This window comes from Streptomyces sp. NPDC048521, assembly GCF_043199855.1.
Taxonomy (GTDB): Bacteria; Actinomycetota; Actinomycetes; order Streptomycetales; family Streptomycetaceae; genus Streptomyces.
On the sequence record NZ_JBICWR010000013.1, the window covers coordinates 148,761 to 172,219 of the forward strand.

Consider the following 23,459-nt stretch of genomic DNA (forward strand, 5'->3'; position numbering starts at 1 on the left):
GGACGCGTCCACGCCGTTCGGGTTCGCACGGAACCAGCGGCGGTTCTGCTCGGTCGCGTACGCCCGCAGCGCCTCCGCCTCCGGACGCCTACGCCAGGATAGCCGCGTCGGACAGCAGCACGTCATGCAGCCCATGGACGCATCCCGTGGCCACCATGCGTGGGTCCCACTGCAACTCGACCGCCGCACCGCGGTCCGCCAAAGGCCGTGCCTCCAGGTGCATTTGGAAGGGAGATGCGAGCGGGGTGACCTGAACGCGGCGGACGTTCCGGCCGGGAACCTGGATCCTGGCAGGAGCAACGTCTTGGTATGTCGAGGCGGCCTGGAAGACGGGAGGCGTGCCCGGTCGCCGCCCTGCCATCGGAGCCAGGCCATCAGGTCCTGCACGGATAGTGGGACCTGAGCGACGGACCTCAGCCACTGGTCCCGCACGTCCAAGTTTCCCGAGAACCGCACAGGAACAGGGCGCACGAAATATCCGACGGCGCCTTCGTCGACTCCTCCCGGCCCGCGTAGGAGGAGCCGACGCAGAAGTCGGGTGTCCCGGTCACTGTGCGCAGTGTCGTCGCGAACCAAGTGAGGTGGCCGGCGTGCAGGTGAGTGAGCCCGAGCCCTTGAGAAGGTCCGTCCAGTAGCTCCGGGCCGCCGCCACTTCGGCACTGGATTCGACGCCTTTGCGTGCGAGATATGCCCCCGCCCGGTACCCACCGGGCGGGGGCATGGCACGGCCGGACCACATCACGGTCCGTGATAATTGACGGCTACCGCGTTGCGGTGGCCAGTGCCGCGCGGATGGCGTCCTCGCCGACCGGCTGGCCCGGCAGGCCGCGTTCACGGGCGGCGGCGACCACGGCCCGGGCGAGCGGGTGCTCGCTGGGGTGCTCGGCGGAAGCCGCCGGCTGCAGAAGCTTCGCCTCGTCCACGCCGCTGCCAGGCAGCGGACGCAGGTCGGTGACGTAGGGGGTGCCCTCGGTCAAGGTGCCGGTCTTGTCCAGAGCGACGGTGTCGATCTGCCCGAGTCGTTCCATGACGACGGCGGACTTGGCGAGCACTCCGCGGCGGCCGGCGTTGGCGATGGCGGACAGCAGCGGCGGCATGGTGGAGAGCACCACCGCGCACGGCGAGGCCACGATCATGAACGTCATCGCCCGCAGCAGAGCCGACTGCAGTTCGTCGCCGAAGGCGAGCGGGACGGCGAAGACGGCGAGGGTCGCCATCACCATGCCGAGCGAGTACCGCTGCTCGATCTTCTCGATGAACAGCTGTGTGGGGGCCTTGGTCTCGGAGGCTTCCTCGACCATCTTCGCGATCCGGGCGATCACCGAGTCCGACGGATCCCGCTGCACGCGCACGCGCAGGGCGCCGTTGCCGTTGACGGTTCCGGCGAACACCTCATCCCCCGCCTGCTTGGCCACCGGCAGCGGCTCGCCCGTGATGGTGGCCTGGTCCACGTCGCTGGCCCCGTCCAGGACCTGGCCGTCGGCACCGACTCGCTCGCCGGGGCGGACCAGGATGATGTCCTCGACCGCCAGGTGCTCGGTGTCCACCGTCTCCTCGGTGCCGTCCGGCAGCAGCCGGGTCGCGGTGGTGGGAGCGAGGTCGAGCAGGCCGCGCACGGAGTCGGCGGTCCGGGCGGTGGCGACCGCCTCCAGGGCGCCGGAGGTGGCGAAGACGACGATCAGCAGCGCCCCGTCGAGGACCTGGCCGATCGCCGCCGCGCCGAGGGCGGCAACGACCATCAGCAGGTCCACGTCCAGCGTCTTGTCCTTCAGCGCCTTGAGACCCTTCCCGCCCGGCTCCCAGCCACCGGTGACGTAGGTCGCGGCGAACAGCGCCCCCCACAACCAGGCCGGGCCGCCGGCCAGGTAGACGGGCAGGGCGAGCAGGAACAGCACCAGAGCCGCGAGTGCCCACCGGGCCTCCGGCAGCGCCAGGACGCGCGTGCGACGCCGCGGCGCGGACGGCCGCGGAACGTCGGCCGGCGGCACGGACCGCTGGTCCAGGACTGAAGACATGACAAAACAACCCTTCACGGGCGGGCAGGGCAATATCTCCACCGTACAGAAACATCTGAACAGGTCTTCAAATGTCATCGTTATGATGGACGCATGGGCCACGGACGCGTCACCACCAGCAGCGCCACCACCCGCGAACGCCTTGACGCGGTCGGTGCCGCCGACGTCGCCGCGACCCTCCAGGCCCTGGCCACCCCGTCGCGGCTGCACATCCTGGCCCGACTCCAAGAGGGGCCCTGCTCGGTCGGTGAGCTCGCCGAGGCTGTGGGCATGGAAGCCTCCGCCTGCTCCCACCAACTCCGGCTGTTGCGCAACCTTGGTCTGGTCACCGGCGAGCGGCGAGGGCGGTCGATCATCTACGCCCTCTACGACAACCACGTTGCCGAACTGCTCGACCAGGCGCTCTACCACGTTGAGCACCTGCGTCTGGGCGTCCGCGACGTTCCTGCGGACCTGCCCGAGCCCGTCACCGCTGACTGAGAACGGCAGCACTGGCCGCTGACCGGTCCCCGTGCTGACCGCCAGCCTGCCCATCTCCTCGGTCGAGCTCGCCGCCTCGGCTGATTGTGTCAGGGCGTTCCCGGCCGGCGCGGTCTGGACTTCCGGCTACCGGGGCAGCTTGGCGGTGCGTTCGGGGTGGCGGCGGTGACGTAGCGCATGGCCGTCTGCTCGGTGACGCCGAACAGGCGCATCAGCCTGAGCGGGTCGGCGCTCTCGGCCGCTTCGTTGAGGATGCGGTCTTGTCTCAGGCCGCTCAGGGTTGGCCCGCGAGGAAGGGCTCCGCTCAGGGTGCCGACACTGACGGCCGGGTGATCGGGGTCGACCGCGGACTTCTGGCTGACCAGCAGATGGGGGTTGCACGAGGCCGGCCGGCACCGGTGGCGATAGGTCGTCCAATCAGCGGCGAGTTGGTGGGTGAGCACCTCCAGATAGAAGGTGTGCCGCAGCGGACCGCGCTGTACTTCGAGCGTGCCTCGGGAGAGATCGAGGCCGGTTGTGTGCAGGGCCCGGATCTCCATGCCCGGCAGCGCGTCAACGGCGGCGAAGGCGACGACCAGGCGGCCGAGCGGGGTCGTCGCCTGATCCAGCAGTCCCATCAGGAGATCGGAGGGAATGGACTGCGGGATGCCCCTGATACCGCCGACCGGGAGACCCCGGGCGGGATCGCGGAAGATCACGCGCTCACGCTTCAGCGCCCGGAACAGACTGCGCAGTGCCGCGGCCATCCCTCGGCGGGCGTAGCCGGACACCCCATCCACGACGTCCTCCTCCTGGTCCTTGGTTTTCTTCTTCCCGGTGGAGATGACGAGCCGCTCGGCGATCTCCCGCAGGCTCAGTTCCTGTGCGTAGAGGTGGAGTGCGACGGCGAGCATGGCGTCGTCCGTGATGGCGGCCCCGATCGACGGGTCTGTCAAACGAACGGTGTAACCAGGTTGGTTGGATTACTGGCGGGCTGCTGAAGTCGGCCGTCCAAGGTGATGTCGAAGGCGTTCAGCGCGGTCTTCCAGCGCATGGCCCGGCGGACCTGCCCCTTGCCGGTGGGGTCGAGCGACATGATGGCCATGTAGACGCGCTTCACCGGGGCGACGCTGGCAGGCCCGGCCCGCAAGTACGCGCCTTGATTCCATGTGTGATATGCGAAAAACTCGGACATAGTGCACATGGTGCTGAAGGCAAGCGAGAGGAGTGCCTCATGATCGCCAAGCTGCTCGCCAAGTTGTCCTTCACCCGCAACTACGGTGCGTACGGGGCCCACGACTGGGGCACGCACACCGGCGACGACAGGGCCTGACCACACGTTCGGCGGGCGCCCCGGGCTCCCGCCGGCTCCTGGCCACGGTGCCGACATAGCGGCCTGACTGGTACGAGAAGTCAGGGGCGATCCCATGGGCCGAGTGAATGAGCCGCCGCAGTTGCCCGGAGGCAGCTTCGCTGCCTGGAGCCGCGACCGGCTTGCACTAGCGCGCCGTGGCGCTGACGAATGCGGGGACGTCTGGCAGCTGGAGCCGGGTGTCTACGTAACCGCTACGGCCCGGGTGTGTGAATCGGTCCTGCACCGCGCGCAGGACTTCCCCAAGCCGTCCTCACCCCTCTTCCCGCCGCTGAAGCGGGCCGGCGGAGCGCCGAAGCCCGAGGAGCGGGCGCACGCTCGCGCCGCCCGCATGCACGGACTGCGCCCGCAGGCGGTTGCGGCCCGGATCGGAGAGATCGCGCCCGGGACCGCTCGGTTTGCCGACCAGTGGCCCACGGGCCGGGACGTCGAGATTCTGCCCCTGGTCCGGCCCGTCCTGGCAGAGATCGGCGTGCGCTACCTCTTCTCCGAAGACGCTCCCACCCTGCTGCCCTTCGCCTGGCAGCTCTTCGTGGCCCGGGAGGTGCTCGTACGCCCCACGCACTGGGTCTGGCCCCGCTGGGTCCCCACACCGGCACGGCGGTTCCGCTCACGTCAGCAAGTCGCCTTCACCAACGCTCTGCGGCCCATCGTCCGCCGACGCCGTTCATCGGGCCAGCTCGGAGACGACGTGCTGGGACAGATGCTCCGGCCCTCCCCCCGCTACGACCCGCTGTCGGAAGAAATCATCTTCGACACCCTCCCCGGAATCACCGTCGCCACCTTCGAGACACCCTCCCGGGCAGCCGGATGGATCCTGCTCCACCTGGCCCGATACGCCCAGGCCGCGGACCGCGTCGCGGCCGAAGCCGCCCTGCTGCCCGCCGACCCGGCCACGACGACCAGCACCCACCTCGACAACCTGCAATACACCCAGGCGCTGGTACGCGAAGTGCTCCGACTGCACCCCCCGAGCTGGCTGCTCACCCGGCGCGCCCCGCGACAGACTCAGCTCGCCGACTACACCATCGACGCCGGATCCACCGTTCTCGTCTGCCCCTACACCGCCCACCGCGACGCACGGGAACACCCCGAACCGGACCGGTTCCGGCCCGAACGCTGGCTCGACGAGTCGGGCTCGCCGGCGAAACCCGGGGTCTTCCTCGGCTTCGGTACCGGGCCGCACGGCTGCGAGGGAGCCACTCTGGCCATGGCCATGCTCACGCTCATGACCGCGCAGACAGCCCGCCGCTACCACTTGAGCGAGCCGCCCGGCGCGGAACCCGGCTACCGGGTCACCACCTTCGAAGGTCTCGCAACCGCCGGCCTGCACCTGCGCGCCACCGCGCGCGGCTGAGGGCAGTCCTACTTTCGGTGGCAGGCCGCCTCCACCCGCGAACAACGAACGTCGATCAAGTCCGAGTGCCGTTCCACACACGCTCGGATCACCGGCTCATGGTCCGCTCATCGTGTGTCGCCGGTCGAACTCGTCGACGAGCATGCCCATCATGACGAGGTCGTGGTGCCGGCCGGCGAAGAAAACGTGTTCCCGCAAGCGCCCCTCCTCGGTGAAGCCGAGCCCACGAAAAAGCGCCAGCGATGCCTCGTTGTGGGCCAAAACCGCCGCCAGGCATTTGTGATAGCGCCGCTCGGCGAACATGAAGCGCAGCAGCAGCACCACGGCTTCCGCCGCGTAGCCCTTGCGCCGGTGGCCGGCGCTGATGGTGATATCGAACTCGAACCAGCCTGAGCGAGGGCCGGTGCGATGTGAGCCGACTGTACCGACCAGCTCTCCCGTGGCCGTCGCTTCGACCGCCAACCGGAACCGGTCGTCATCGCACTCGGCCACGGCCTGCTCCTTCGCCCAGGCACGGAAGCTCTCGGCGGACCTCGGCAGATCCAGCCGACCCGCTCGCGTCCCGTCGTCGTCGGCGAAACGCGCGAACGCCGTCCAGTCGTCGGGCTCGACGGCGCGCAGGCGTACCCGATTACCGGTCCAGGACGATGCCATGCCCCATTTGATCACGCTGTTGTGCGCGCGAGGCCGACAGGCACGCCGATGCAGGCGTTGCCCGCCGTGCCTCTCTCACCGCTGATCGTCGTCCTCGTCCGGAGTAGCGAGGTCGTGCAGCGGACGCAAGTCCGACTGCGTCGGACAGGGTCGTGTGTTGGGTGTCGGCGCTGCCGCGCTACTGCTCAAGCGCCGCTGGCCAAGTCCTGCCGAGCGGGCACGCGACGGACATGGGGCTGCTGCCGGCCACCGCTCCAGGAGTTCAATCCGACCTCTACAGACTCGGCGTCTCGCTGCCGTGCCGCGTACGCCGGTTCTCCACCAAGATACGCCGCGGTCCAGCGCCGTTGATGTCGACGTCGGGTGTCAGGCGTTCGTCTCCCGGGCCATCGGACTCGCCGGTGTCGGTGCCGCTGTCTACGCTGGCTCTGTGATGGTTTTCCGGCGTACCGCGCCACATGAATTCCATCGAAACCGCATTTCAGAAGAGCGCCGCTTGCGTAACCGATATGCAGCCACACCATGGATGCGTCCCTGGTCAGGCGCCGGTCGCCTGGGCCGCGGTGATCAATTCTCCATGGGGACCCGACGAGCGCGGTGCGCCCCGTGCGCTTCGCAGGGGTGGGCAGTGGCCGGATGCTCCCTCGCGCGCCGAAGTGACGCCGACTCGAGGGTCTGCAGCTCCCACTCCCTGTGGAGGCCGGGGTGAAAGTCGTCGTTGATCTTTCCCGGTGTGCGGGGTATGCGCAGTGCGCGTTCCTAGCTCCGGAGGCGTTCCGGATACACGGTGAGGAAGCGCTCCTGTACGACCCGAACCCCGACGACGCCCAGCGCGAGCAGGTGCTACGCGCCGCGGCGGCCTGCCCGGTCCAGGCGATCCTGGTCGACCAGCTGGAGGCGCGGCACGCACCGGCGGAGGCGGCACCGTCATGACCGGTGCCGACAACCTGCGTGCGTTCAAGCGCGATGGCCGCATCGTGGTCGTCGGGGCTTCCCTGGCAGGGCTGCGGGCTGGCGAGGCACTGCGGGACGAGGGCTTCACCGGATCGCTGACCATGATCGGTGACGAGCTGGGCGAGCCCTACGACCGGCCTCCCCTGTCCAAGCAAGTACTGACCGGCTGGGTGCCGGCCGGGGGCACCACTTTGCCCCGCCGTCGTGGCATCGACGCGGAGTGGCTGCGGGGCGTGCCCGCCAGCGGGCTGGACCTCGTGACGAAGTACGTGCGACTCGCCGACGGACGCGAGATTCCCTTCGACCGAGTGCTGATCTCCACCGGAGTACGGGCCCGGCCGTGGTCCGTCGAGTCCGAGGCGGCCCTGGACGGCGTGTTCGTCCTACGTACACGCGAGCATGCCGAGAGCCTGCGGCGAGCCCTCGCCGGCGGGCCCTCCCGTGTGCTGGTCATCGGTGCGGGCTTCACCGGCTCCGAGATCGCCTCCGTCTGCCGCGAGCGGGACATCCCGGTCACCGTCGCCGAACTCGCGCCGGCCCCGCTCGTCGGGGCGCTCGGCGCCATGATCGGTGATGTCGCGGCCAGCTTGCAGCGTGCTCACGGTATCGACCTGCGGTGCGGTGTCAGAGTCGCCAGGCTCGAGGGCGACGCGCAGGGACGGTTCCGCCGTGCTCACTTCGACGACGGCAGCACGGTCGACGCCGACGTGGCGGTGGTGGCACTCGGGAGCATCCGAAACACCGAGTGGCTGCGGGAATCGGGACTGGCGGCAGGCGAGTGGGGGGTCACCTGTGACACGGGTTGCCGCGCCCTCGACATCGACGGCCGCGTCACCGACGACGTCTTCGCCGCGGGAGACGTGGCACGCTGCCCGAACCCCATCTACGAAAACCGGCTCATCTCGATGGAGCACTGGGCCAACGCCGTGGAGCAGGCAGAGGTCGCGGCACACAACATGGTCAGCGCCACGGCGGACCGCCGGCCCCACCTGTCCATCCCGCTGTTCTGGTCGATCCAGTTCGGCGTCAACATCAAGTCCGTCGGCGTGCCGACCTTCGCCGACGAGGTGGCCGTCACCCAGGGATCGCTGGACGACCACCGCTTCGTCACCGCATACGGCTACCGGGGCCGCGTCACGGCTGCCGTGAGCTTCAACAACGGCAAGTGGCTGGACCACTACCGCCGGCTGATCGAGACGGCCGCACCTTTCCCGCCCCCCTGCCCCACGCCGGACCAGCCGGCCGACATGGAACCGGTTCCCGTCGACCTCCCCGGCCCCACCCTGCTCGCTCAGAGCGCCACCGTGGTCGTCACCGGCCAAGACCCGGGTGGGCGCCGCGTCACGGCCGTGCACCAGCATCGGCAGGCGGAAGACCGGACGACCACGACCGAGACGCCCGGCACCCTGCAACGGATCTACGACTACTCCGCCCGGGCCGACCCCTACCCGCTGTATGCCGAGTTGCGTGAGACGCCGGTGGCTCGGCAGGAGGACGGCAGCTACGTCATCAGTACCCATCGTGAGATCACGGACACGCTGAATGACCCGCATCTGAGCTCCGACCTGCGCAATCTGTCGCATCCGATGCCCCCGGTCGAGGGAGGGGCCACGTCGTCGTTCATCCACATGGACCCGCCCGAGCACGATCGCCTGCGGCGCATGGCGATGCGTCACTTCGGCCCCCCGCACACTCCGGGGCTGGTGACCGGCATGGAAGGCGACCTGACCGCCATCGTCGCGGGCCTGATCGACGATTTCGCGGGCAAGGAGCAGATCGACGTCGTCGACGATTTCGCCTTCCCGCTCCCCGTGACCGTGACCTGTCGCTTGCTCGGCGTGCCACGCGAGGGCGAACCGAATGTCCACCGCTGGGTGAGCGACCTGATGAACTCGGTCGACTACAACCCTGAAACCGACCCGAAGGAGAAACTGGACAAGGGCGTACAGGCCCGCAAGGACTTGTGCCAGTGCCTCGGCGAGCTGGTGGAACAGAGCCACAGCCGGCCGGGAGACGGCCTGCTCTCACGACTGGCCAACGACGACGGGCCCGACGGTCGGATGGCCGACGCCGAAATCGTCGCCACCGCCAGACTGCTCCTCATCGCTGGCCATGAGACCATCGTCAACCTCATCACCAACGGCATGCTGACACTGCTGCGCCACCACCAGGTGCTGCAGCGACTGCGCGACGAACCGGACCTCGTCGTGCCACTGGTCGAGGAACTGCTGCGCTACGAGCCCCCCGTGCACATCATTCCCTGGCGGGCGGCATACAGCGACATCACCGTCGCCGACACCGTCATCCCCCAGGGCTCCCAGATCATGTTCATGCTGGCCTCAGGCAGCCGCGATCCGAAGCGCTTCCACGATCCGGACCGCTTCGACCCGGATCGGCATGACAACCAGCACCTGGGGTTCGGCAGCGGCATCCACCTGTGTTTCGGCGGCCCGCTGGCCCGGCGGGAGACCCAGATCGCGCTGACCGAGCTGGTACGCCGGCTCGACCGCCCCAGGCTGGTCACCGACCCGCCGCCGTACCGGCCCAGCCCGGTTCTCCGGGGTCCGATCCATCTCGACATCGAGCAGGGTGACGGTTGACACGGCAGCCGAGGGCAGTTGAAAAGGTCGCGCCCGTTCGGCGGGCTGCAGGTCCGCTTCGGCCGCAGGCGGCCAACGGGCACCAGACGCCAATGTCTTTCAGCCGGATCATCCGCTATCAGACCGAATGCCGAGCCCGGTCGCTCATCCCATGCACAAGCGTCGTCCGCACTTGCACCCGCTTCCTCACCCACGCCAGGGATCATCCCCCAGCGCAGTCGGATCGCTCCACCCCACGAGCCAGGGAGACACAACGGCTCCAAGGCGCAACACCCCTGAGCGGGAACCGTCCGCTCGCCCTCATACAGCTCACATGATCATGAAACGGACATCATCCGACTTTGCCGAAGCCCTGGGTCCCGGTGTGGCCGCCCGGTCAGCCGTCGAGCGCGGCGGAAGGTGTGTCCCCGTTCTGGGCCTGTCGGGCCCGCTTGGCGAGCATCGTGGCCAGGTCCCGGACTCCGTCCTCGTCGACGATGTGGTCCTTGTCCTTGTCCGAGGAAGCCGCCAGCGTCCACAGCAGCGTCGTGCCGACCCGGGTCTGGGTCACGGCGCCGGGCTCGCCGTAGAAGCCGGAGGAACCGAATCGAGCGTCGCGCTCTTCACCGATCGGGCCGATCCCGAACGTCTTGGCCCTCTGTCCCGCCTTCTTGCCGTAGTAGCCGTCCCAGAGCACGTCGTACGCCTCCCGGGCGGCCTGTTCGCTGTCGTAGGCGATGATCAGAAAGGTGACGGTGGCGGCGTTGTCGTCGTGCTGGAAGGTCGAGGCGCCGAAGTAACGGGAGTTCTCGCAGCCCGCGTTGCCCTTGATGGGGCAGGCCTCCGAACGGTAGAGCTTGTCCGTCTCCACGGCCGTGGGCCGAGCGGACTCCTTCCAGCCCGTCATGGCCTCGCCATCCGGCAACGTCTCCCGTACTTGTTCCTTCGTGAGCGCCACCGCCTTGCCGTTCCCGCCGTCGCTCTCCGCGCCACCGCCACAGCCGGCCAGCAGCAGTGACGCCGCGATCGCCACGCACCACCGGTAGTTCCTCATGGTCATGCCACCCCCTTCGAGCGGTGATCTTACGCGGACCGTCTTCGCCCAGAAGGCGCCGCCCGCGAACCGCGACCGTCAGCCGCCGTCTCGAGTGATCTGCCGGCCGTTGCGGTTGACAGGTCTGACAAGGGCGTTGGGCCTGGCGGTGTGGGGTGATCAGGCAGGTGGTGAGGCCGAGAAGGGCTTCGTGGATGTCGTCGGGTCGTACCTGGCGGATGCGTAAGTGGCGGAAGCCGCGCAGCCAGGCGATGGTGCGCTCGACCGCGTAGCGGAAGATGCCCAGGCCGCTGCCGTGTGCCTGGCCTCGTTCCGCGATGACCGGTCGAATTCCGCGTTGTCGCAGCAGGCGGCGGTACTTGTCGTTGCGGATCAGTTGGCGGGACACCGGTGGCACGGACGCGGGCAATGATCGTGCTGACGACGTCGGCCAGTTCTGGGCTGACGAGGAGAAGCCGTTACCTCGTCGGTTTTCGAGGGAGCGACCTGGAGCAGGCATCTCGCTTCCGCCGTGGTGTGCCTCCGCGAAGGCACCCTCACTTGTGTATCGCAAGCCTCGCCTCATTTGATCGTTGACCGCAGCGAGGAGCTGTCCCATGTCACTTCGGCGCCGCGGCCCCGCCGCCGTCGCTCTCGCCGTCGTCGCCGCTCTCTCCCTCACGGCGTGCGGCAGCGACTCCTCCATGGACGGCAAGGGCAGCAGCACCTCCGCCCAGTCCGGTTCGGGGACGAAGGACTCCAAGTCGGTCGCGAAGGGCGGCAAAGACTTCGCCGACGCCGCGAAGACCGCCGCGCTCGGCACGGACGCGAAGCCGGGGCAGTGGCCGCGGACCATCAAGCAGGCCATGGGCGAAACCGTGATCAAGGCGCAGCCCAAGCGTGTCGTCGTGCTGGACGTCGGCGAGCTCGACAACGTTGTCTCCCTCGGCGTCAAGCCTGTCGGCCTGGCCACCACCGAGGGTTCCCCCGAGCTGCCGTCGTACTTGAAGAAAGACGCGGGCTCACCGAAGAGCGTCGGCACCATCAACAGCCTCAACCTGGAGGCGATCGCGGCCCTCAAGCCCGATCTGATCCTGGGCAGCCAGCTGCGCGCTGCTGCCCAGTACGACGAGCTGTCGAAGATCGCCCCGACCGTGTTCTCGATCCGCCCCGGCTTCACCTGGAAGCAGAACTTCCTGCTGAACGCCGCCGCGCTGGACAAGACCGCCGAGGCCAAGGCCAAGCTCGCCGCGTACGAGACCCGGGCGAGGGAGCTCGGCGCGAAGCTCGGCGCGGACAAGCCGACGGTCTCGATGGTCCGCTACATGCCCGATGGGGTCATCCGCCTGTACGGCAACGACTCGTTCATCGGCACGATCCTGCAGGATGTCGGCATCCCGCGCCCGAAGAACCAGGACATCGAGGTTCTGGCCGCCGAGATCAGCGCCGAGAACATCGACCAGGCCGACGCCGACTGGATCTTCACCGATGTCTACGGCGACCCCAAGGCCACCGACAAGTCCAAGGCCTAGGGCAACCCGCTGTGGAAGAACCTGAAGGCGGTCAAGGACGGCCACGCCCGTGACGTGCCGGACGAGACCTGGTATCTGGGTCTCGGCGTCACCGCGGCCGACTCGGTCCTCGACGACCTGCAGAAGTACCTCAAGGCCTGACGGCCCGGCAAGAGAGAGTGAGCGCGGCGCATGTCGTCACCCACCCGTCGCCGGGCCGGCTGGCTGCTGGCAGGCGCGGCGATGCTACTGGTCGCGGTTCTGCTGAGCCTCGCCGTGGGCAGCCGCCAGATCGCCCCCACCGAGGTGTTCCAGGCCCTGCTGCACGGCGGCAGCGACAACGACTCCCAGGCGGTGCGGTCACTGCGGGTCCCACGGACCGTCATCGGCGTGCTCGTGGGCGTCGCGCTCGCCGTTGCCGGGACGGTGATGCAGGGCATCACCCGCAACCCCATCGCCGAACCCGGCATCCTCGGCGTCAGCCAGGGCGCCTCGGTGGGTGTGGTGTGCGCCATTGCGTTCCTCGGGGTGCACACCCTGACCGGGTACGTGTGGTTCGCGTTCACCGGCGCGGCACTGGCCGCGCTGGCGGCGTACGCGGTCGCGAGCTCCGGGCGGGGCGGGGCCTCCCCGGTCAAACTCGCCCTCGCGGGCGCCGCGATGAACGCCTTCCTCGCCTCGATCGTGTCCGGGATCTCCGCCGTCGAGGCCCGCATGCTGGACGAGTTCCGATTCTGGCAGGTCGGTTCGATCAGCGGGCGCGGCAGCGAGGTCATCGGCCAGATCTGGCCGTTCGTGCTGGCCGGCCTGGTGCTGGTCGCCATGGTGGCCCGGGGTCTGGACGCGCTGGCGCTCGGCGACGACGCGGCCCGCGGCCTCGGTTACAAGGTCGGCTCGCTGCGACTGCTCGGCGCGCTGGGCGCGACGGTGCTGACGGGCGCATCGGTGGCCGCGGCCGGTCCGATCGCGTTCACCGGTCTCGCCGTCCCGCACGTCGCCCGCGCGCTGGTGGGCACCGCCCACCGCTGGGTGCTGCCGCTGGCGGCGCTGCTCGGGCCGGTGATGATCCTCGGTTCCGATGTGCTCGGCCGTGTCCTCTTCCCGCCCTCGGAGGTGCCGGTGGCCGTCATGACCGCCCTGATCGGTGTGCCGTTCCTGATCGCCCTCGTGCGGAGGCGGACGGTGGTGGCCGCGTGAGCAGCACCACGTCCCCCCTCGTCCGACCGGGCCGCCGCCCGGCCGGGCACGGCGTCCTGCGTGTGGGGCGCGCCAGCTTCCTCGTACACCGGCGGGCGGCCGTCGTCGCGGCGGTGCTCACGGTGCTGCTCGGCTGCGCGGTGGTGGTGTACCTGTGTGTGGGCGAGTCGTTCGTGTCGCCGTCGCAGGTCGTGCGGGTACTCCTCGGCCGGCCGAGCGCGGACGAGCTGGTGGTGGGCACGCTGCGACTGCCCCGGCTGGTGGTCGGCCTCCTCGCCGGGGCCGCGTTCGGAGTGGCGGGCGCGCTGGTGCAGACCGTGGCGCGCAATCCGCTGGCCAGCCCCGACGTCATCGGCATCACCCATGGCGCGGGCGCGGCCACGGTCGCCGCGATGAGCTTCACCGCCATCGCCTACGACGCGCTGCCCTACGTCTCCATCGCCGGCGGCCTCGCCGCGGCCGCGCTGGTGTACGCCTTCGCTTGGCGGCGCGGACTGCACGCCTCGCGCTTCGTGCTGGTCGGCATCGGCGTGTCCGTCGCCCTCGGTTCGCTGACCCAGCTCCTGCTCACCAAGGGCGACTATCTGGCCGCCCAGCAGGCCAAGATCTGGCTGACCGGCTCCCTCGACGGCCGTGGCTACGAGGAGGCACGGCCCCTGGCGCTGCTGATGGTCGTGGCGGTCCCGGCGGCGCTGTGGGCGGCCCGGGCGCAGCGCGGGGCGAACTTCGACGACGACACCGCGACCGCGCTCGGCGTCAGGCTGGACCGCGTCCGGTTCGGCCTGACCCTGCTCGGTGTCGTGACGTCGGTGGCGACCGGTGCGGTCGGCCCGGTCGACTTCGTCGCGCTGCTCGCCCCGCAGATCGCGCGGAGGCTGACCCGCACGGCCCAGGTCTCGCTGCTGTCCTCGGCGTTGACCGGTGCGCTGGTCGTCGTGCTCGCGGACCTGCTGGCCCGCCGTCTGTTCTCCCCCGTGGAACTCCCCGTCGGCGTCCTCACCGCCGCGGTGGGCGCCCCGTACCTGATGTGGCTCGTCGCCCGCAACCGCAGCCGCTCCGGAGGCAATCCGTCATGAGCCGTACCTTCCCCAGCCGTCTCGTGGCGCGGGATCTGACCCTGGCGTACGAGGCCCGCACCGTCGTCGAGGGCCTCGACCTGGAGATACCCGACGGCAAGGTCACGGTCGTCGTCGGCCCGAACGCCTGCGGCAAGTCGACGATGCTGCGTGCGCTGGGCCGGCTGCTCAGGCCGCGCGGGGGTGCCGTGCTGCTGGACGGCGCCGACATCGCGGGCCTGCCCGGCCGTCAGGTCGCGCGGGCCCTGGGTGTCCTTCCGCAGTCGCCGGCCGCACCCGACGGCATCACCGTCGCCGACCTGGTGGCGCGCGGGCGGCAGCCGCACCAGAAGTGGTGGCAGCAGTGGTCGCAGGCGGACGAGAGGGCCGTCACCGAGGCACTGGAGCGCACCGACACCGCCGACCTCGCCGACCGCCCGGTGGACGAGCTGTCCGGCGGCCAGCGGCAGCGGGTGTGGATCGCCATGGCCCTGGCCCAGGACACGGACCTGCTCCTGCTCGACGAGCCGACGACGTACCTGGACATCGCGCACCAGGTGGAGGTACTGGACCTGATCCGGCGCCTGAACCACGAGCGCGGCCGTACGGTCGTCGCCGTACTCCACGACCTGAACCAGGCCGCTCGTTACGCTGATCACCTCGTCGCCATGAAGGCCGGCCGGATCGTCGCCCAGGGCCCGCCGGACGAGGTGGTCACAGCGGAACTGGTCCAGGAGGTCTTCGGCCTGCCCGCGGTCGTCGTCCCCGACCCGGTCACCGGTGGCCCGCTCGTCGTCCCGTCCCGCACCTGGCGGCCCGCGCCCGGGGAAGAACCCGTCTCGGCGGAACGGTCCGGCTGACGGCGGGACGGACCCGGCCGGAGAGCCGCCGCTACGCGGACCCTGTGCTCTGTGCCTGTGCGCTCGCTCGCCGAAAGCGGCGGACAAAACATGGCAGAGCATCCTGAGACTGTCAATAGTCTCTGGGAATGGGCAAGTTGGAGGCGCGCCGCCAGGGCTGCGCCCGCGTACGCGAAGGAAGATCACCCGCCCGTCACGGTCGGGGGGCTACGGCGCACCCCGATCACGAGGCCGACCACGCCTGTGCTCGCAGGCGCGCAGTCCCGACCACGGCTGGCCGGACGGGGTGGCGGCGTGTTCGAGATGACAGCAAATTCGAACAAGCGATCTAATGTCGGTATGGACGCCATCGACTTCCCCGACGACCTGGTGCAGACGCAAGCCGCCTTCAACGCCACCTACAACGCGCTCGCCGCGCCCCACCGCCGTGACACCACAGCCCTGCGCCGCCACCTGCTGCGCCTGTCGGTGCGGCTGTGGTGGCACCCGTACTGGGAGACCACCCGCCCGGCGCCGGCGGCGCGCGCCGAGCTGCGGCAGATGGCCCGCACCCAGGGAGCGACTCGGGCGGCGTGAAGCCCCGCTCACCAGACGCGAGGAGCCGGATTGCGACAAGGATTGCGCCCGTCGGACCGTGCCCGTGTCCGGGCAGCTGACCACGCTGTCACAGCGTGGTCAGGGCGCTGACAACCCCGTTGCGGCCGCTTCCGCGCACGTCCCTGGCGGGAGTGAGACGCAGGAGCGGGCGGGATGGGCGGCGCGGCCACGGCCGGGGATCGAAGGCGCGCTCAGCCGGTTGCGCGTCGGCCGTGGCCGCCGCGCCGTGCCGTCATCAGTGCGGCGGCGCCGTCAGGCGGGGAAGGTCGGCGGGGGAGAGGTCGGGCCGGGCACGACGGCGACAAGGGCTACGACCACAACCACCTGCGCCGATGGCTTGCCCAGCGCGGCACGCCACCGCATCGCCCGCAAAGGCGTCGAGTGCTCGCAGCGGCTCGGCCGGCATCGCTGGGCGGTCGAACGGACCGTTTCCTGGCTGGGCGGCTGCCGCCGTCCGCGGCCCCGCGTCGAGCTGACAGGCGCCCTGCGCTACCACGGCACCGATGTCGCTCACCTGGCCGAGATCCTGCACGTGCGGAACATCTCGCACCTGGGAGTCGACGTCCGGATCGGCATCGGGCCCACGATCACCGTCGCGGCCACCGCCTCCGCACAGATCACCGGTCCCGGCGGCGTCCTCGCCATCGCCCGAACGGGTAGCCGACTGGCTCGCTCCGCTGCCGGTAGAAGCCCCGCACGGGATCGGACCCCGCCAGACAGCCGTGCTTCGAGACGGCATCCATACGGTCGGACTGCTCGCCGCTGTCTCCTCAGCTACCGTGCAACGTCTGCTGGGCAAGAAGGCCGGCCGACTCGCCGCCGACCGCGCCCGCGGCATCGGCCCCCGCCCCGTCGTCCCGGAACCTGCCGGCCTCCGCCGCCGTACGCCACCACTTCACCAGCCACACCCGGGATCGGCGCCGTCGTCCGGGGCGCCCTGCTCGACCTCGTCGTCCGGCTCGGTCTCCAGCTGCGCCGCCGCGGTCAGGCCGCCCGCGAGGTCACCCTGACGCTGCGCTTCGCGGGCGGCACCGTTCGGGAGAAGGCCCGACGCCTGCCCGGACCCTCCGGCCACGAGGAGGACCTGCGCACGCTCGCCTACCAGCTGATGGACGCCGCCGGCCCGCAACGCGCCCGCCTGACCGGGATCGGCCTTAGGGCCGAGAACCTCCTCATCGATGCCGGCCAGGTCACCGAGCAGATCGGCCTGGACGGCACCCGGGGTCCCGGCTGGTCGCCGAGGAGGCCATGGACCGCATCCGGAAGAAGTTCGGACCCGGCTCCATCGGGCCGGCCGCCATCGGCTCTTGCGTGGGGCCTCATGAACGCCTTCCATGCCTGGTCGCAACGCCTGAGGGCGGCTGGGGCCCGGGGCCCGTATGCCCCCACCGCGACCTCGTCACGTTCGGACACGGTTGCGGCGATGCCGCACGATTGTGGTGCATCCGGCGCGGTAGTTGCCGGGGAATGGTTTGCAAGGGTTCGGGACGATGTCCCGTTCGAGCGCCTGCCGTCATGAGGGATACGGGAGGCGGTGCGCTCCCGGGCCCGCAGCGCGGCGGCGTTGGCGGGCCCGGTCCTCAGCCCGCGCACCGAGCGGGCCGTCTTCACCCAGCCCCGTCATCCCCACCCCCACATCACGGGAACGGGCCGCTCGAAGATGAGCCGCGATGAGTTCACCGGCGCCCTCGCCCGCAGCGGTCGTCGCCGCGAGAAGACCGCCGCGTGACCGTGTGGCGGGCGTCCCACGACCCGTGTCGGCCCGCACGAGAATCTCCTGCCGCACCGGGAATGCTCGCCGGGCCGGTGTGGTTGCAATGGGCGTGATGGTGAAGGGAACTGTGTCCCCGGGCCTCATCTATCGCATGCGAGGACGATCGTTCGGCTGAAGCCTCGCATAGCCTTTCGCCGCGTAGGCGACCGCCCTTCACGATCACACCCCTTTGCGGGTGCGCCCCGGCCGGCACGCTGGCCGGGGCGCAGTCGCTCCAGGGCACCATGCCGAGAGCCGTGTCCGGTCGGCAGTGCACGCACGGCGGCACCTGGCTTCGGAGCGCGTCGAGCTGCTCACCCCGGATCCAGCGGTCGGTGGGCCGCAACCGCCGGACGCCCGCTGCTGGACGACCCCGGCGTCCACTGGCAGCAGGGCCCGCCACCCGTCCTTCTCCAGACTGCGCGGAGTCTCATGAGACACCTCCGGCTGTCCTGGTCAGCCGGATGCCGTGACGCCTCCGATCCGCATGAGCGCAGTGTGTGCTTCTACTCCAGCAGCTTTTCGCCGGTGCAGTAGCTTGCCGAAGTCCAGACGACCAGTCGTCGCGCATGAGCGATACGGAAGGAGCGTCAATGCCCCGACAGGCGCCGTACGTCGCCCTGGCCGATGTTCTGCGCGCTCGGGTGCTGGCGGGGGAGTGGGGGATCGGGGAGCGCCTGCCGTCCCGGGTCCGGTTCGCCGAGGAGTACGGGGTGGGCCGCAACGTCGTGCAGAGGGCCATGGACCGTTTGATCGTCGATGGTCTGCTTGAAGGACGTGCCGGCTCGGGCACCTATGTCTGTGAACCGAGGGAGCGCCTGCGCCTGATCCGCTCCCGACACCGCGAGCGCAGAGACGGCTCTCCTCTCGATGCCGGAATGAGGGAGCGGGGTGGGGCCAGCGCTTGGGATGCCCACAGCCAGCCGCGGGTTCCCGCTCCGGATCGGATCGCCGAGCGGCTTGCTCTCACCCCGGGGGAGCTGTGCGTCGCCACGCACTACGAGTTCCTCGCCGACGGGCAGCCCGTCCAGCTCTCCGCGTCGTGGGAGCCGATGGCCATCACGCAGGGGACGCCCATCATGCTGCCCGAGAACGGGCCCCTGGCGGGGAGAGGGGTGGTGGAGCGTATGCGCGCCATCGGCATCACCGTCGACACGGTGGTCGAGGTGCCACGCCCGGCCCGTGCCACTCAGGTGCAGGCCCACCTCCTTGGGATCGGCGCGGGGGACCTGGTGCTGCTCATCGAGCGAACCATCTACGACATCGGTGGCCGGCCGGTGGAGACCGCCGACATTGTCATCCCGGACATGCGCCGGGAAGTGGTCTACGAGTTCGGGATCGACCGGCCGTAGCCGCTGGAGCCATGCCAGCGATCCGTCTTTCGCGTCGACCTCAGGAGACCCGTGTCTGCATCGGTACGGTTCGGACTCTTACGGGACCGGGACTTCGGTCGTCTGTTCCTCGCCACCGCACTCGGCCAGTTCGGCGATCGCGTCGTGTTCCTGGTGCTGCCCCTCGTCGCCATCGCGGCCCTGGACGCTGACGAGTTCCAGGTCGGCCTCCTGGCTGCGATGACCTCGGCAGGCTCGTTCCTGGTCGGGTTGCCGGCAGGCGCGTGGGTGGACCGTATGCGCAAGCGGTCGGTGACGATCGTCACCGACCTTGCGCGTGCGCTGGTCCTCGCGACCGTTCCCGTGGCCTGGTGGGCGGACCGGCTCACCTTCTGGTGGCTTTGCGCGGTCGCCCTTCTGCATGGCACGTTGACCGTGTTCTTCGACGTCGCGTACCTGGGTCATCTTCCGCACCTGGTAGGACGCGACAACGTCGTGGAGGGAACCGCGAAACTGTCGGCCGTGCGCTCGGTGACCAGCATCGGCGGGCCGGCAGCAGCGGGACCACTGATCGGCGTCGTCGGGGCACCTGCCGCACTCCTGGCGAGTTCCGCCGGCATGGCCCTGTCGGGACTGCTCGCGACCACGATCCGCCAACACGAACCGAAGCCACCACCAGGCCGAAAGCCCGCTCTGCAGCGAGAGATCGACGAGGGACTGAAGTTCGTACTCCGACACCCCGTCTTGCGCGCCATCACGCTCGGAGACGCGGCCTTCAACCTCTTTTTGGCCATGTACCAGGCCATGCTGCTCGTCTTCCTCGAGCGGGAGACCGGCCTGCAGCCTTTCGGCACAGGCCTGGTTCTCTCGGGGATGGGCTGCGGCGCCTTGTTGGGCGCACTGCTGGCCAACACCGTCGCGATGTGGGTCGGACAGGGTCCGGTCATCTGGCTGGCATCTCTGGTCACCTGTCCGCTGACCGCCCTGATGCCGCTTGCCCGGCCAGGGTGGAGCGTGTGGGTGGCCGCGACCGGGCTCGTGGCTCTCTCGCTGGGTGGAGTCATCCGTGTAGTAGCGCAGTCCGGCTACCAGCAAGCCCGCACACCCGACAGGCTGCTGGGCCGGATGAACGCGACAGCCCGCTTCATCTCCTGGACCGGCATCCCTCTCGGTGGACTCCTCGGTGGAACCTTGGGCTCCGCACTGGGGGCAACAGCCGCCCTGTGGGCCGGCGCAGCCGGAATGACGCTGAGTGCCCTCCCGACGCTCCTGTCACCTCTTCGTACGGCGCACACAGCGGACAGATGGACTCCTGCTGCACTTGATCCGCCCGACCTCGAAGCTCATGTGCCAGACGCCAACGCATAAGGGAACCCAGAAACCAAGTTGCACGGTTGCCGGAGCGTTCCTCCCCTGGACGAGGCAGTTTGCGGGTGTCTGGAGAACCGCCCCACTTCGGCTCCCCCCGCCCAGCCCGGCCGCAGATCCGGGCCCGGCACGGACACGCTCAGCACCGGATCAACAATGCGGCGGACATGGCGCGCTGTCTGTCTGCAAACCACTACGAGGCCTGGCTCGACCCCACGCACCTTCACCAAAACTGCGACGCACTGTGCGCTCTTTTCGGCCACTCCGCCAGCGGGCATCCCGATGCGTGCCCAGTCTCCACGGCCGGACAGTGCTAGCATGCCTCTGTGTTCATCGAGGTTGACAGACTGTAGCCGCTTCCAAGGCGGCGTTCCCGGGTGCACGCTCACCACGTGTCGTGCTGTACCGCCCGTCTTGGCGCGGGGCCGCTTCGGTGCGTGCTGTCACCCTCTTCCCAGGCCGTGAGCGTCGTCATCGGTCCTCTCGTGGAAGCCGCGCCCTTTCCTCCACACCGTGTGCACTGATCCTGTTCGTGCCCGGTGCGGGGCGACGAAGGGCGCGCGGGTACCGGCGGCGCCGCGCTGGGCGGTACTGGTCAAGGCCCGGCCGCGCTGGGCGCTTTGGGGGACAGCCGCGCCGCGCTGTATCGGTCCCCTCACGGAACACGACCCGACCGGCACGTCCGTGTGGTGCCGTGGGGCCGTCTCCCCGCCTTCGAACCTTCGCACCTGCTGCTCCGCGTGCGGGCCCGCCCCGGCCGGCCTTCGGCTGCCCGAGGCGATCGTGCCTGCCCGCCTGCGCAGTCCACCACGAGCCCAAGGGAACCGGCGCCGGACCCGCAGCCGGCCGCTTCCCCCATCCCGCTTTGATCACAGGAGAGACACCGGTGCCGCAGACCACGATTCCCGACTTCCCCCTCGACCGCGCTCCCGGCTGCCCTTTCGACCCACCGCCGCACCTCGCCGCCCTGCGCGCGCAGGCCCCGCTCGTCCGGGTACGGATCTGGGACGGACAGACGCCCTGGCTCGTCACTTGTTACGAGGACCAGCGCGCCGTGCTGGCCGACCCGCGCTTCAGCGCCGACCCGAGCAGGCCCGGCTTCCCCGCACCGACCGAGGGCTTCAAAGCCCAGGGCCGCGAGGAGGTGCAGGCCCTGAGCATGCAGGACGATCCGGAGCATGCGCGTCAACGCCGTATGCTCATCGGGCACTTCACGGTCAAAAAGGTCGCCGCGATGACTCCGCGGCTGGTGCAGATCATCGACGACCTGCTGGACCGGATGCAGGCCGCAGGGCCGCCGACCGACCTCGTCGAAGCCTTCGCGCTGCCCATGCCCTCCCTGGTCATCAGTGAACTGCTCGGCGTCCCCCGGCAGGACCATGCCCTCTTCCAGCGCGTGGCCGGCACGATGATCTCCCGGCAGAGCACCGTGCAAGAGTTCACCGCCGCCCGCACCGAACTCGCCGACTTCCTCGGCGACCTGATCCGACGCAAGGACGACGATCCGGGCGACGACCTGCTCAGCACCCTGGTCGTCACACGCATGCGCACCGGCGAACTCACTCCCGCGCTCCTCGTCGAAACCGCGATGACGCTGCTGGTCGCGGGACACGAGACCACCACCAACCAGTTCGCCCTCGGCACCCTGGTGCTGCTGCGCAACCCCGACCAGCTCGCCGTCGTCCGGGACAGCGAGGACCCCGCCCTGGTCGCCTCGGCCGTCGAGGAACTGCTGCGCTACCTGTCCATCACCCAGAACGGGCTCTCCCGGGTCGCCACGGAAGACGTCGAGATCGCAGGCCAGCTCGTACGCGCGGGCGAGGGCGTGATCGTGCCGAACGCCTCAGGCAACCGCGACGCGGCCGTCTTCCGCGACGCCGACCGGTTCGACGTCGGCAGGCCGGACGTACGCGGACACCTCGCGTTCGGCTACGGCGTCCACCAGTGCCTGGGGCAGAACCTGGCCCGCAAGGAACTCCAACTCGCCTACCCGGCCCTGCTGCGCCGCTTCCCCGGACTGCGCACAACCCTCCCGGACGAGGACATCCGCTTCAAACACGACATGATCGCCTACGGCGTACACGAACTGCCCGTCACCTGGTGACCTGGACCCCCCACCGCCTGCGCGCCCCCGCCACCCACGTGCTCCTCGCCGCCCGCGCATCCGGCACGCACCGGCACACAACCCATACCCGTCCAGAAAGAGATCCATGAACACCTGCCCCATGCCGAACGACGACCCGCGACAGACCCCCGCGACGCCCCCACGAACCACCGGCCCAGCAGCCCCGGCCGACCCGGCGGCCTCCGCAACTCCGACGGCCCCCACCACTCCCGAGACCCCCGAGACCCCTGCGGCTCCGGCCAATCAGGAAGACCAGCTCGCTCCCGTGCCGTTCGACCCGGAAGCAGCAACCGTCCTGGACGGGCTGGGCGACCTGCGCGGCGCCGAGCCGTCGTCACCCGCGGACGTGCCACGGTGGCGCGCGCACCTCGCCGAGACCGCTCCCGATCCCACACCGGAGGAACTGCGCGACGGCGGGAGCTTCGAGGTGGTGGAGCGCGCGGCGCCGGGACCCGACGGGGCACCGGACGTCCCGCTGCTGATCGCCCGCCCGGCGGGACTGTCCGGCGCCGCACCCGTCATCTACCACCTCCACGGCGGCGGCATGATCAGCGGGACCGCCCGCACCGGCATGCCGGGCATCCTGCGCGAGTGGGCCGCACCCCTCGGGCTCGTCGTAGTCTCCGCCGACTACCGTCTGGCCCCCGAGCACCCGTACCCGGCGGGCGTCGAGGACTGCTACGCAGGCCTGGTGTGGGTGGCACGGCACGCCGCGGAGATCGGCGGCGACCCGGAGCGGATCGTGGTGGCGGGCGGCAGCGCGGGTGGCGGGCTGACCGCGGCCGTGGCGCTCATGGCGCGCGACCGGGGCGGACCACACCTCGCCGGTCAACTGGCCATGTGCCCCATGCTCGACGACCGCGACAACACCCACTCCGCCCGGCAGATGGCCGGCCGCGGCGTGTGGGACCGGCGCGCCAACGAGGTCGGCTGGACGTCGCTGCTCGGCGAGGCCCGCGGCACCGACCAGGTCCCGGCGTACGCGGCACCCGCCCGCGCCACCGACCTGTCCGGCCTGCCACCGGCCTACATCGACGCCGGCGCCGCCGAGACCTACCGCGACGAGGACATCACCTACGCCACCCGTGTCTGGCAAGCCGGGGGCGACGCCGAACTCCACGTCTGGTCCGGCGCATTCCACGGCTCCGACCAGATCGCACCCGACACCGCCGTCGCCCGCGACGCCCGCGAGGCCCGCGTCCGCTGGCTACGCCGCATCCTCAACCGGTGAGCCCACAC

At 70.1% G+C, this 23,459-nt stretch carries 18 protein-coding genes and 4 pseudogenes; 17 read left to right on the forward strand and 5 right to left on the reverse strand.

All coding sequences use genetic code 11. From position 1 onward, the window contains the following. Positions 1-821: 821 nt before the first annotated feature. Positions 822-2,015 (reverse strand): annotated as a pseudogene (locus ACGFRF_RS27960) (HAD-IC family P-type ATPase); the annotation flags it as partial. Between the two features lie 93 nt (positions 2,016-2,108). Here ACGFRF_RS27960 and ACGFRF_RS27965 point away from each other — a divergent pair. Then, entirely contained in the window at positions 2,109-2,495 is a 387-nt protein-coding gene (locus ACGFRF_RS27965; RefSeq protein ID WP_393744505.1) for an ArsR/SmtB family transcription factor, read from the forward strand. Between the two features lie 89 nt (positions 2,496-2,584). On the opposite strand, the gene ACGFRF_RS27970 is transcribed toward ACGFRF_RS27965, so the two are convergent. Continuing rightward, positions 2,585-3,430 (reverse strand): hypothetical protein, encoded by an 846-nt coding sequence (locus ACGFRF_RS27970; RefSeq protein WP_393744507.1) that lies wholly within the window; start codon positions 3,428-3,430, stop codon positions 2,585-2,587. Then, on the reverse strand, positions 3,427-3,669 hold the full coding sequence (locus ACGFRF_RS27975; protein WP_393744692.1) for a hypothetical protein: 243 nt from the start codon (positions 3,667-3,669) through the stop codon (positions 3,427-3,429). The genes ACGFRF_RS27970 and ACGFRF_RS27975 overlap by 4 nt, the downstream gene beginning before the upstream one ends. 382 nt (positions 3,670-4,051) lie before the next feature. Here ACGFRF_RS27975 and ACGFRF_RS27980 point away from each other — a divergent pair, with 382 nt between their 5' ends. Further along, on the forward strand, positions 4,052-5,203 hold the full coding sequence (locus tag ACGFRF_RS27980; protein WP_393744509.1) for a cytochrome P450: 1,152 nt from the start codon (positions 4,052-4,054) through the stop codon (positions 5,201-5,203). Between the two features lie 96 nt (positions 5,204-5,299). On the opposite strand, the gene ACGFRF_RS27985 is transcribed toward ACGFRF_RS27980, so the two are convergent. Beyond that, positions 5,300-5,857 carry a GNAT family N-acetyltransferase gene (locus tag ACGFRF_RS27985; protein ID WP_393744511.1) on the reverse strand — a complete coding sequence of 186 codons (558 nt, stop codon included), beginning with the start codon at positions 5,855-5,857 and terminating at the stop codon, positions 5,300-5,302. Between the two features lie 705 nt (positions 5,858-6,562). On the opposite strand from ACGFRF_RS27985, the gene ACGFRF_RS27990 reads away from it, so the two are divergent. The 3 genes and pseudogenes from ACGFRF_RS27990 to ACGFRF_RS28000 all read left to right on the forward strand — a co-directional run bounded on the left by ACGFRF_RS27990 (position 6,563) and on the right by ACGFRF_RS28000 (position 9,411). Then, entirely contained in the window at positions 6,563-6,790 is a 228-nt protein-coding gene (locus tag ACGFRF_RS27990; RefSeq protein WP_393744513.1) for a ferredoxin, read from the forward strand. Beyond that, a pseudogene (locus tag ACGFRF_RS27995) lies at positions 6,787-8,157 on the forward strand (NAD(P)/FAD-dependent oxidoreductase); the annotation flags it as partial. The gene ACGFRF_RS27990 and the pseudogene ACGFRF_RS27995, both read left to right, overlap by 4 nt. A 132-nt stretch (positions 8,158-8,289) precedes the next feature. Then, on the forward strand, positions 8,290-9,411 hold the full coding sequence (locus tag ACGFRF_RS28000; RefSeq protein ID WP_393744667.1) for a cytochrome P450: 1,122 nt from the start codon (positions 8,290-8,292) through the stop codon (positions 9,409-9,411). A gap of 376 nt (positions 9,412-9,787) precedes the next feature. On the opposite strand, the gene ACGFRF_RS28005 is transcribed toward ACGFRF_RS28000, so the two are convergent. Beyond that, the gene (locus ACGFRF_RS28005) at positions 9,788-10,450 is read right to left on the reverse strand and encodes a hypothetical protein (RefSeq protein ID WP_393744515.1); all 663 of its coding nucleotides are present in this window, start codon (positions 10,448-10,450) and stop codon (positions 9,788-9,790) included. 590 nt (positions 10,451-11,040) lie between these two features. On the opposite strand from ACGFRF_RS28005, the pseudogene ACGFRF_RS28010 reads away from it, so the two are divergent. The 12 genes and pseudogenes from ACGFRF_RS28010 to ACGFRF_RS28065 all read left to right on the forward strand — a co-directional run bounded on the left by ACGFRF_RS28010 (position 11,041) and on the right by ACGFRF_RS28065 (position 23,451). Further along, positions 11,041-12,096 (forward strand): annotated as a pseudogene (locus ACGFRF_RS28010) (ABC transporter substrate-binding protein). A gap of 30 nt (positions 12,097-12,126) precedes the next feature. Continuing rightward, a complete protein-coding gene (locus tag ACGFRF_RS28015) occupies positions 12,127-13,131 on the forward strand; it encodes a FecCD family ABC transporter permease (RefSeq protein ID WP_393744517.1) in 1,005 nt (334 codons plus the stop codon). Beyond that, complete coding sequence (locus tag ACGFRF_RS28020; RefSeq protein ID WP_393744519.1) at positions 13,128-14,207, forward strand: FecCD family ABC transporter permease; 1,080 nt, start codon at positions 13,128-13,130, stop codon at positions 14,205-14,207. Before ACGFRF_RS28015 ends, ACGFRF_RS28020 begins: the two co-directional genes overlap by 4 nt. Further along, on the forward strand, positions 14,204-15,046 hold the full coding sequence (locus ACGFRF_RS28025; protein WP_393744521.1) for an ABC transporter ATP-binding protein: 843 nt from the start codon (positions 14,204-14,206) through the stop codon (positions 15,044-15,046). The genes ACGFRF_RS28020 and ACGFRF_RS28025 overlap by 4 nt, the downstream gene beginning before the upstream one ends. Positions 15,047-15,385: 339 nt before the next feature. Further along, on the forward strand, positions 15,386-15,622 hold the full coding sequence (locus tag ACGFRF_RS28030; protein WP_393744523.1) for a hypothetical protein: 237 nt from the start codon (positions 15,386-15,388) through the stop codon (positions 15,620-15,622). 288 nt (positions 15,623-15,910) lie between these two features. Next, a pseudogene (locus ACGFRF_RS28035) lies at positions 15,911-16,115 on the forward strand (IS5/IS1182 family transposase); the annotation flags it as partial. Positions 16,116-16,175: 60 nt separating this feature from the next. Beyond that, positions 16,176-17,162 carry a hypothetical protein gene (locus ACGFRF_RS28040; RefSeq protein ID WP_393744669.1) on the forward strand — a complete coding sequence of 329 codons (987 nt, stop codon included), beginning with the start codon at positions 16,176-16,178 and terminating at the stop codon, positions 17,160-17,162. Positions 17,163-17,177: 15 nt separating this feature from the next. Beyond that, on the forward strand, positions 17,178-17,372 hold the full coding sequence (locus tag ACGFRF_RS28045; RefSeq protein ID WP_393744524.1) for a hypothetical protein: 195 nt from the start codon (positions 17,178-17,180) through the stop codon (positions 17,370-17,372). Between the two features lie 617 nt (positions 17,373-17,989). Next, positions 17,990-18,748, forward strand: coding sequence for a GntR family transcriptional regulator (locus ACGFRF_RS28050; RefSeq protein WP_393744526.1), 759 nt, complete (start codon positions 17,990-17,992; stop codon positions 18,746-18,748). Positions 18,749-18,799: 51 nt separating this feature from the next. Further along, the gene (locus ACGFRF_RS28055; protein ID WP_393744528.1) at positions 18,800-20,095 is read left to right on the forward strand and encodes an MFS transporter; all 1,296 of its coding nucleotides are present in this window, start codon (positions 18,800-18,802) and stop codon (positions 20,093-20,095) included. A gap of 886 nt (positions 20,096-20,981) precedes the next feature. After that, the gene (locus ACGFRF_RS28060) at positions 20,982-22,199 is read left to right on the forward strand and encodes a cytochrome P450 (RefSeq protein ID WP_393744530.1); all 1,218 of its coding nucleotides are present in this window, start codon (positions 20,982-20,984) and stop codon (positions 22,197-22,199) included. 286 nt (positions 22,200-22,485) lie between these two features. Beyond that, entirely contained in the window at positions 22,486-23,451 is a 966-nt protein-coding gene (locus ACGFRF_RS28065) for an alpha/beta hydrolase (RefSeq protein WP_393744671.1), read from the forward strand. Positions 23,452-23,459 lie beyond the last annotated feature (8 nt).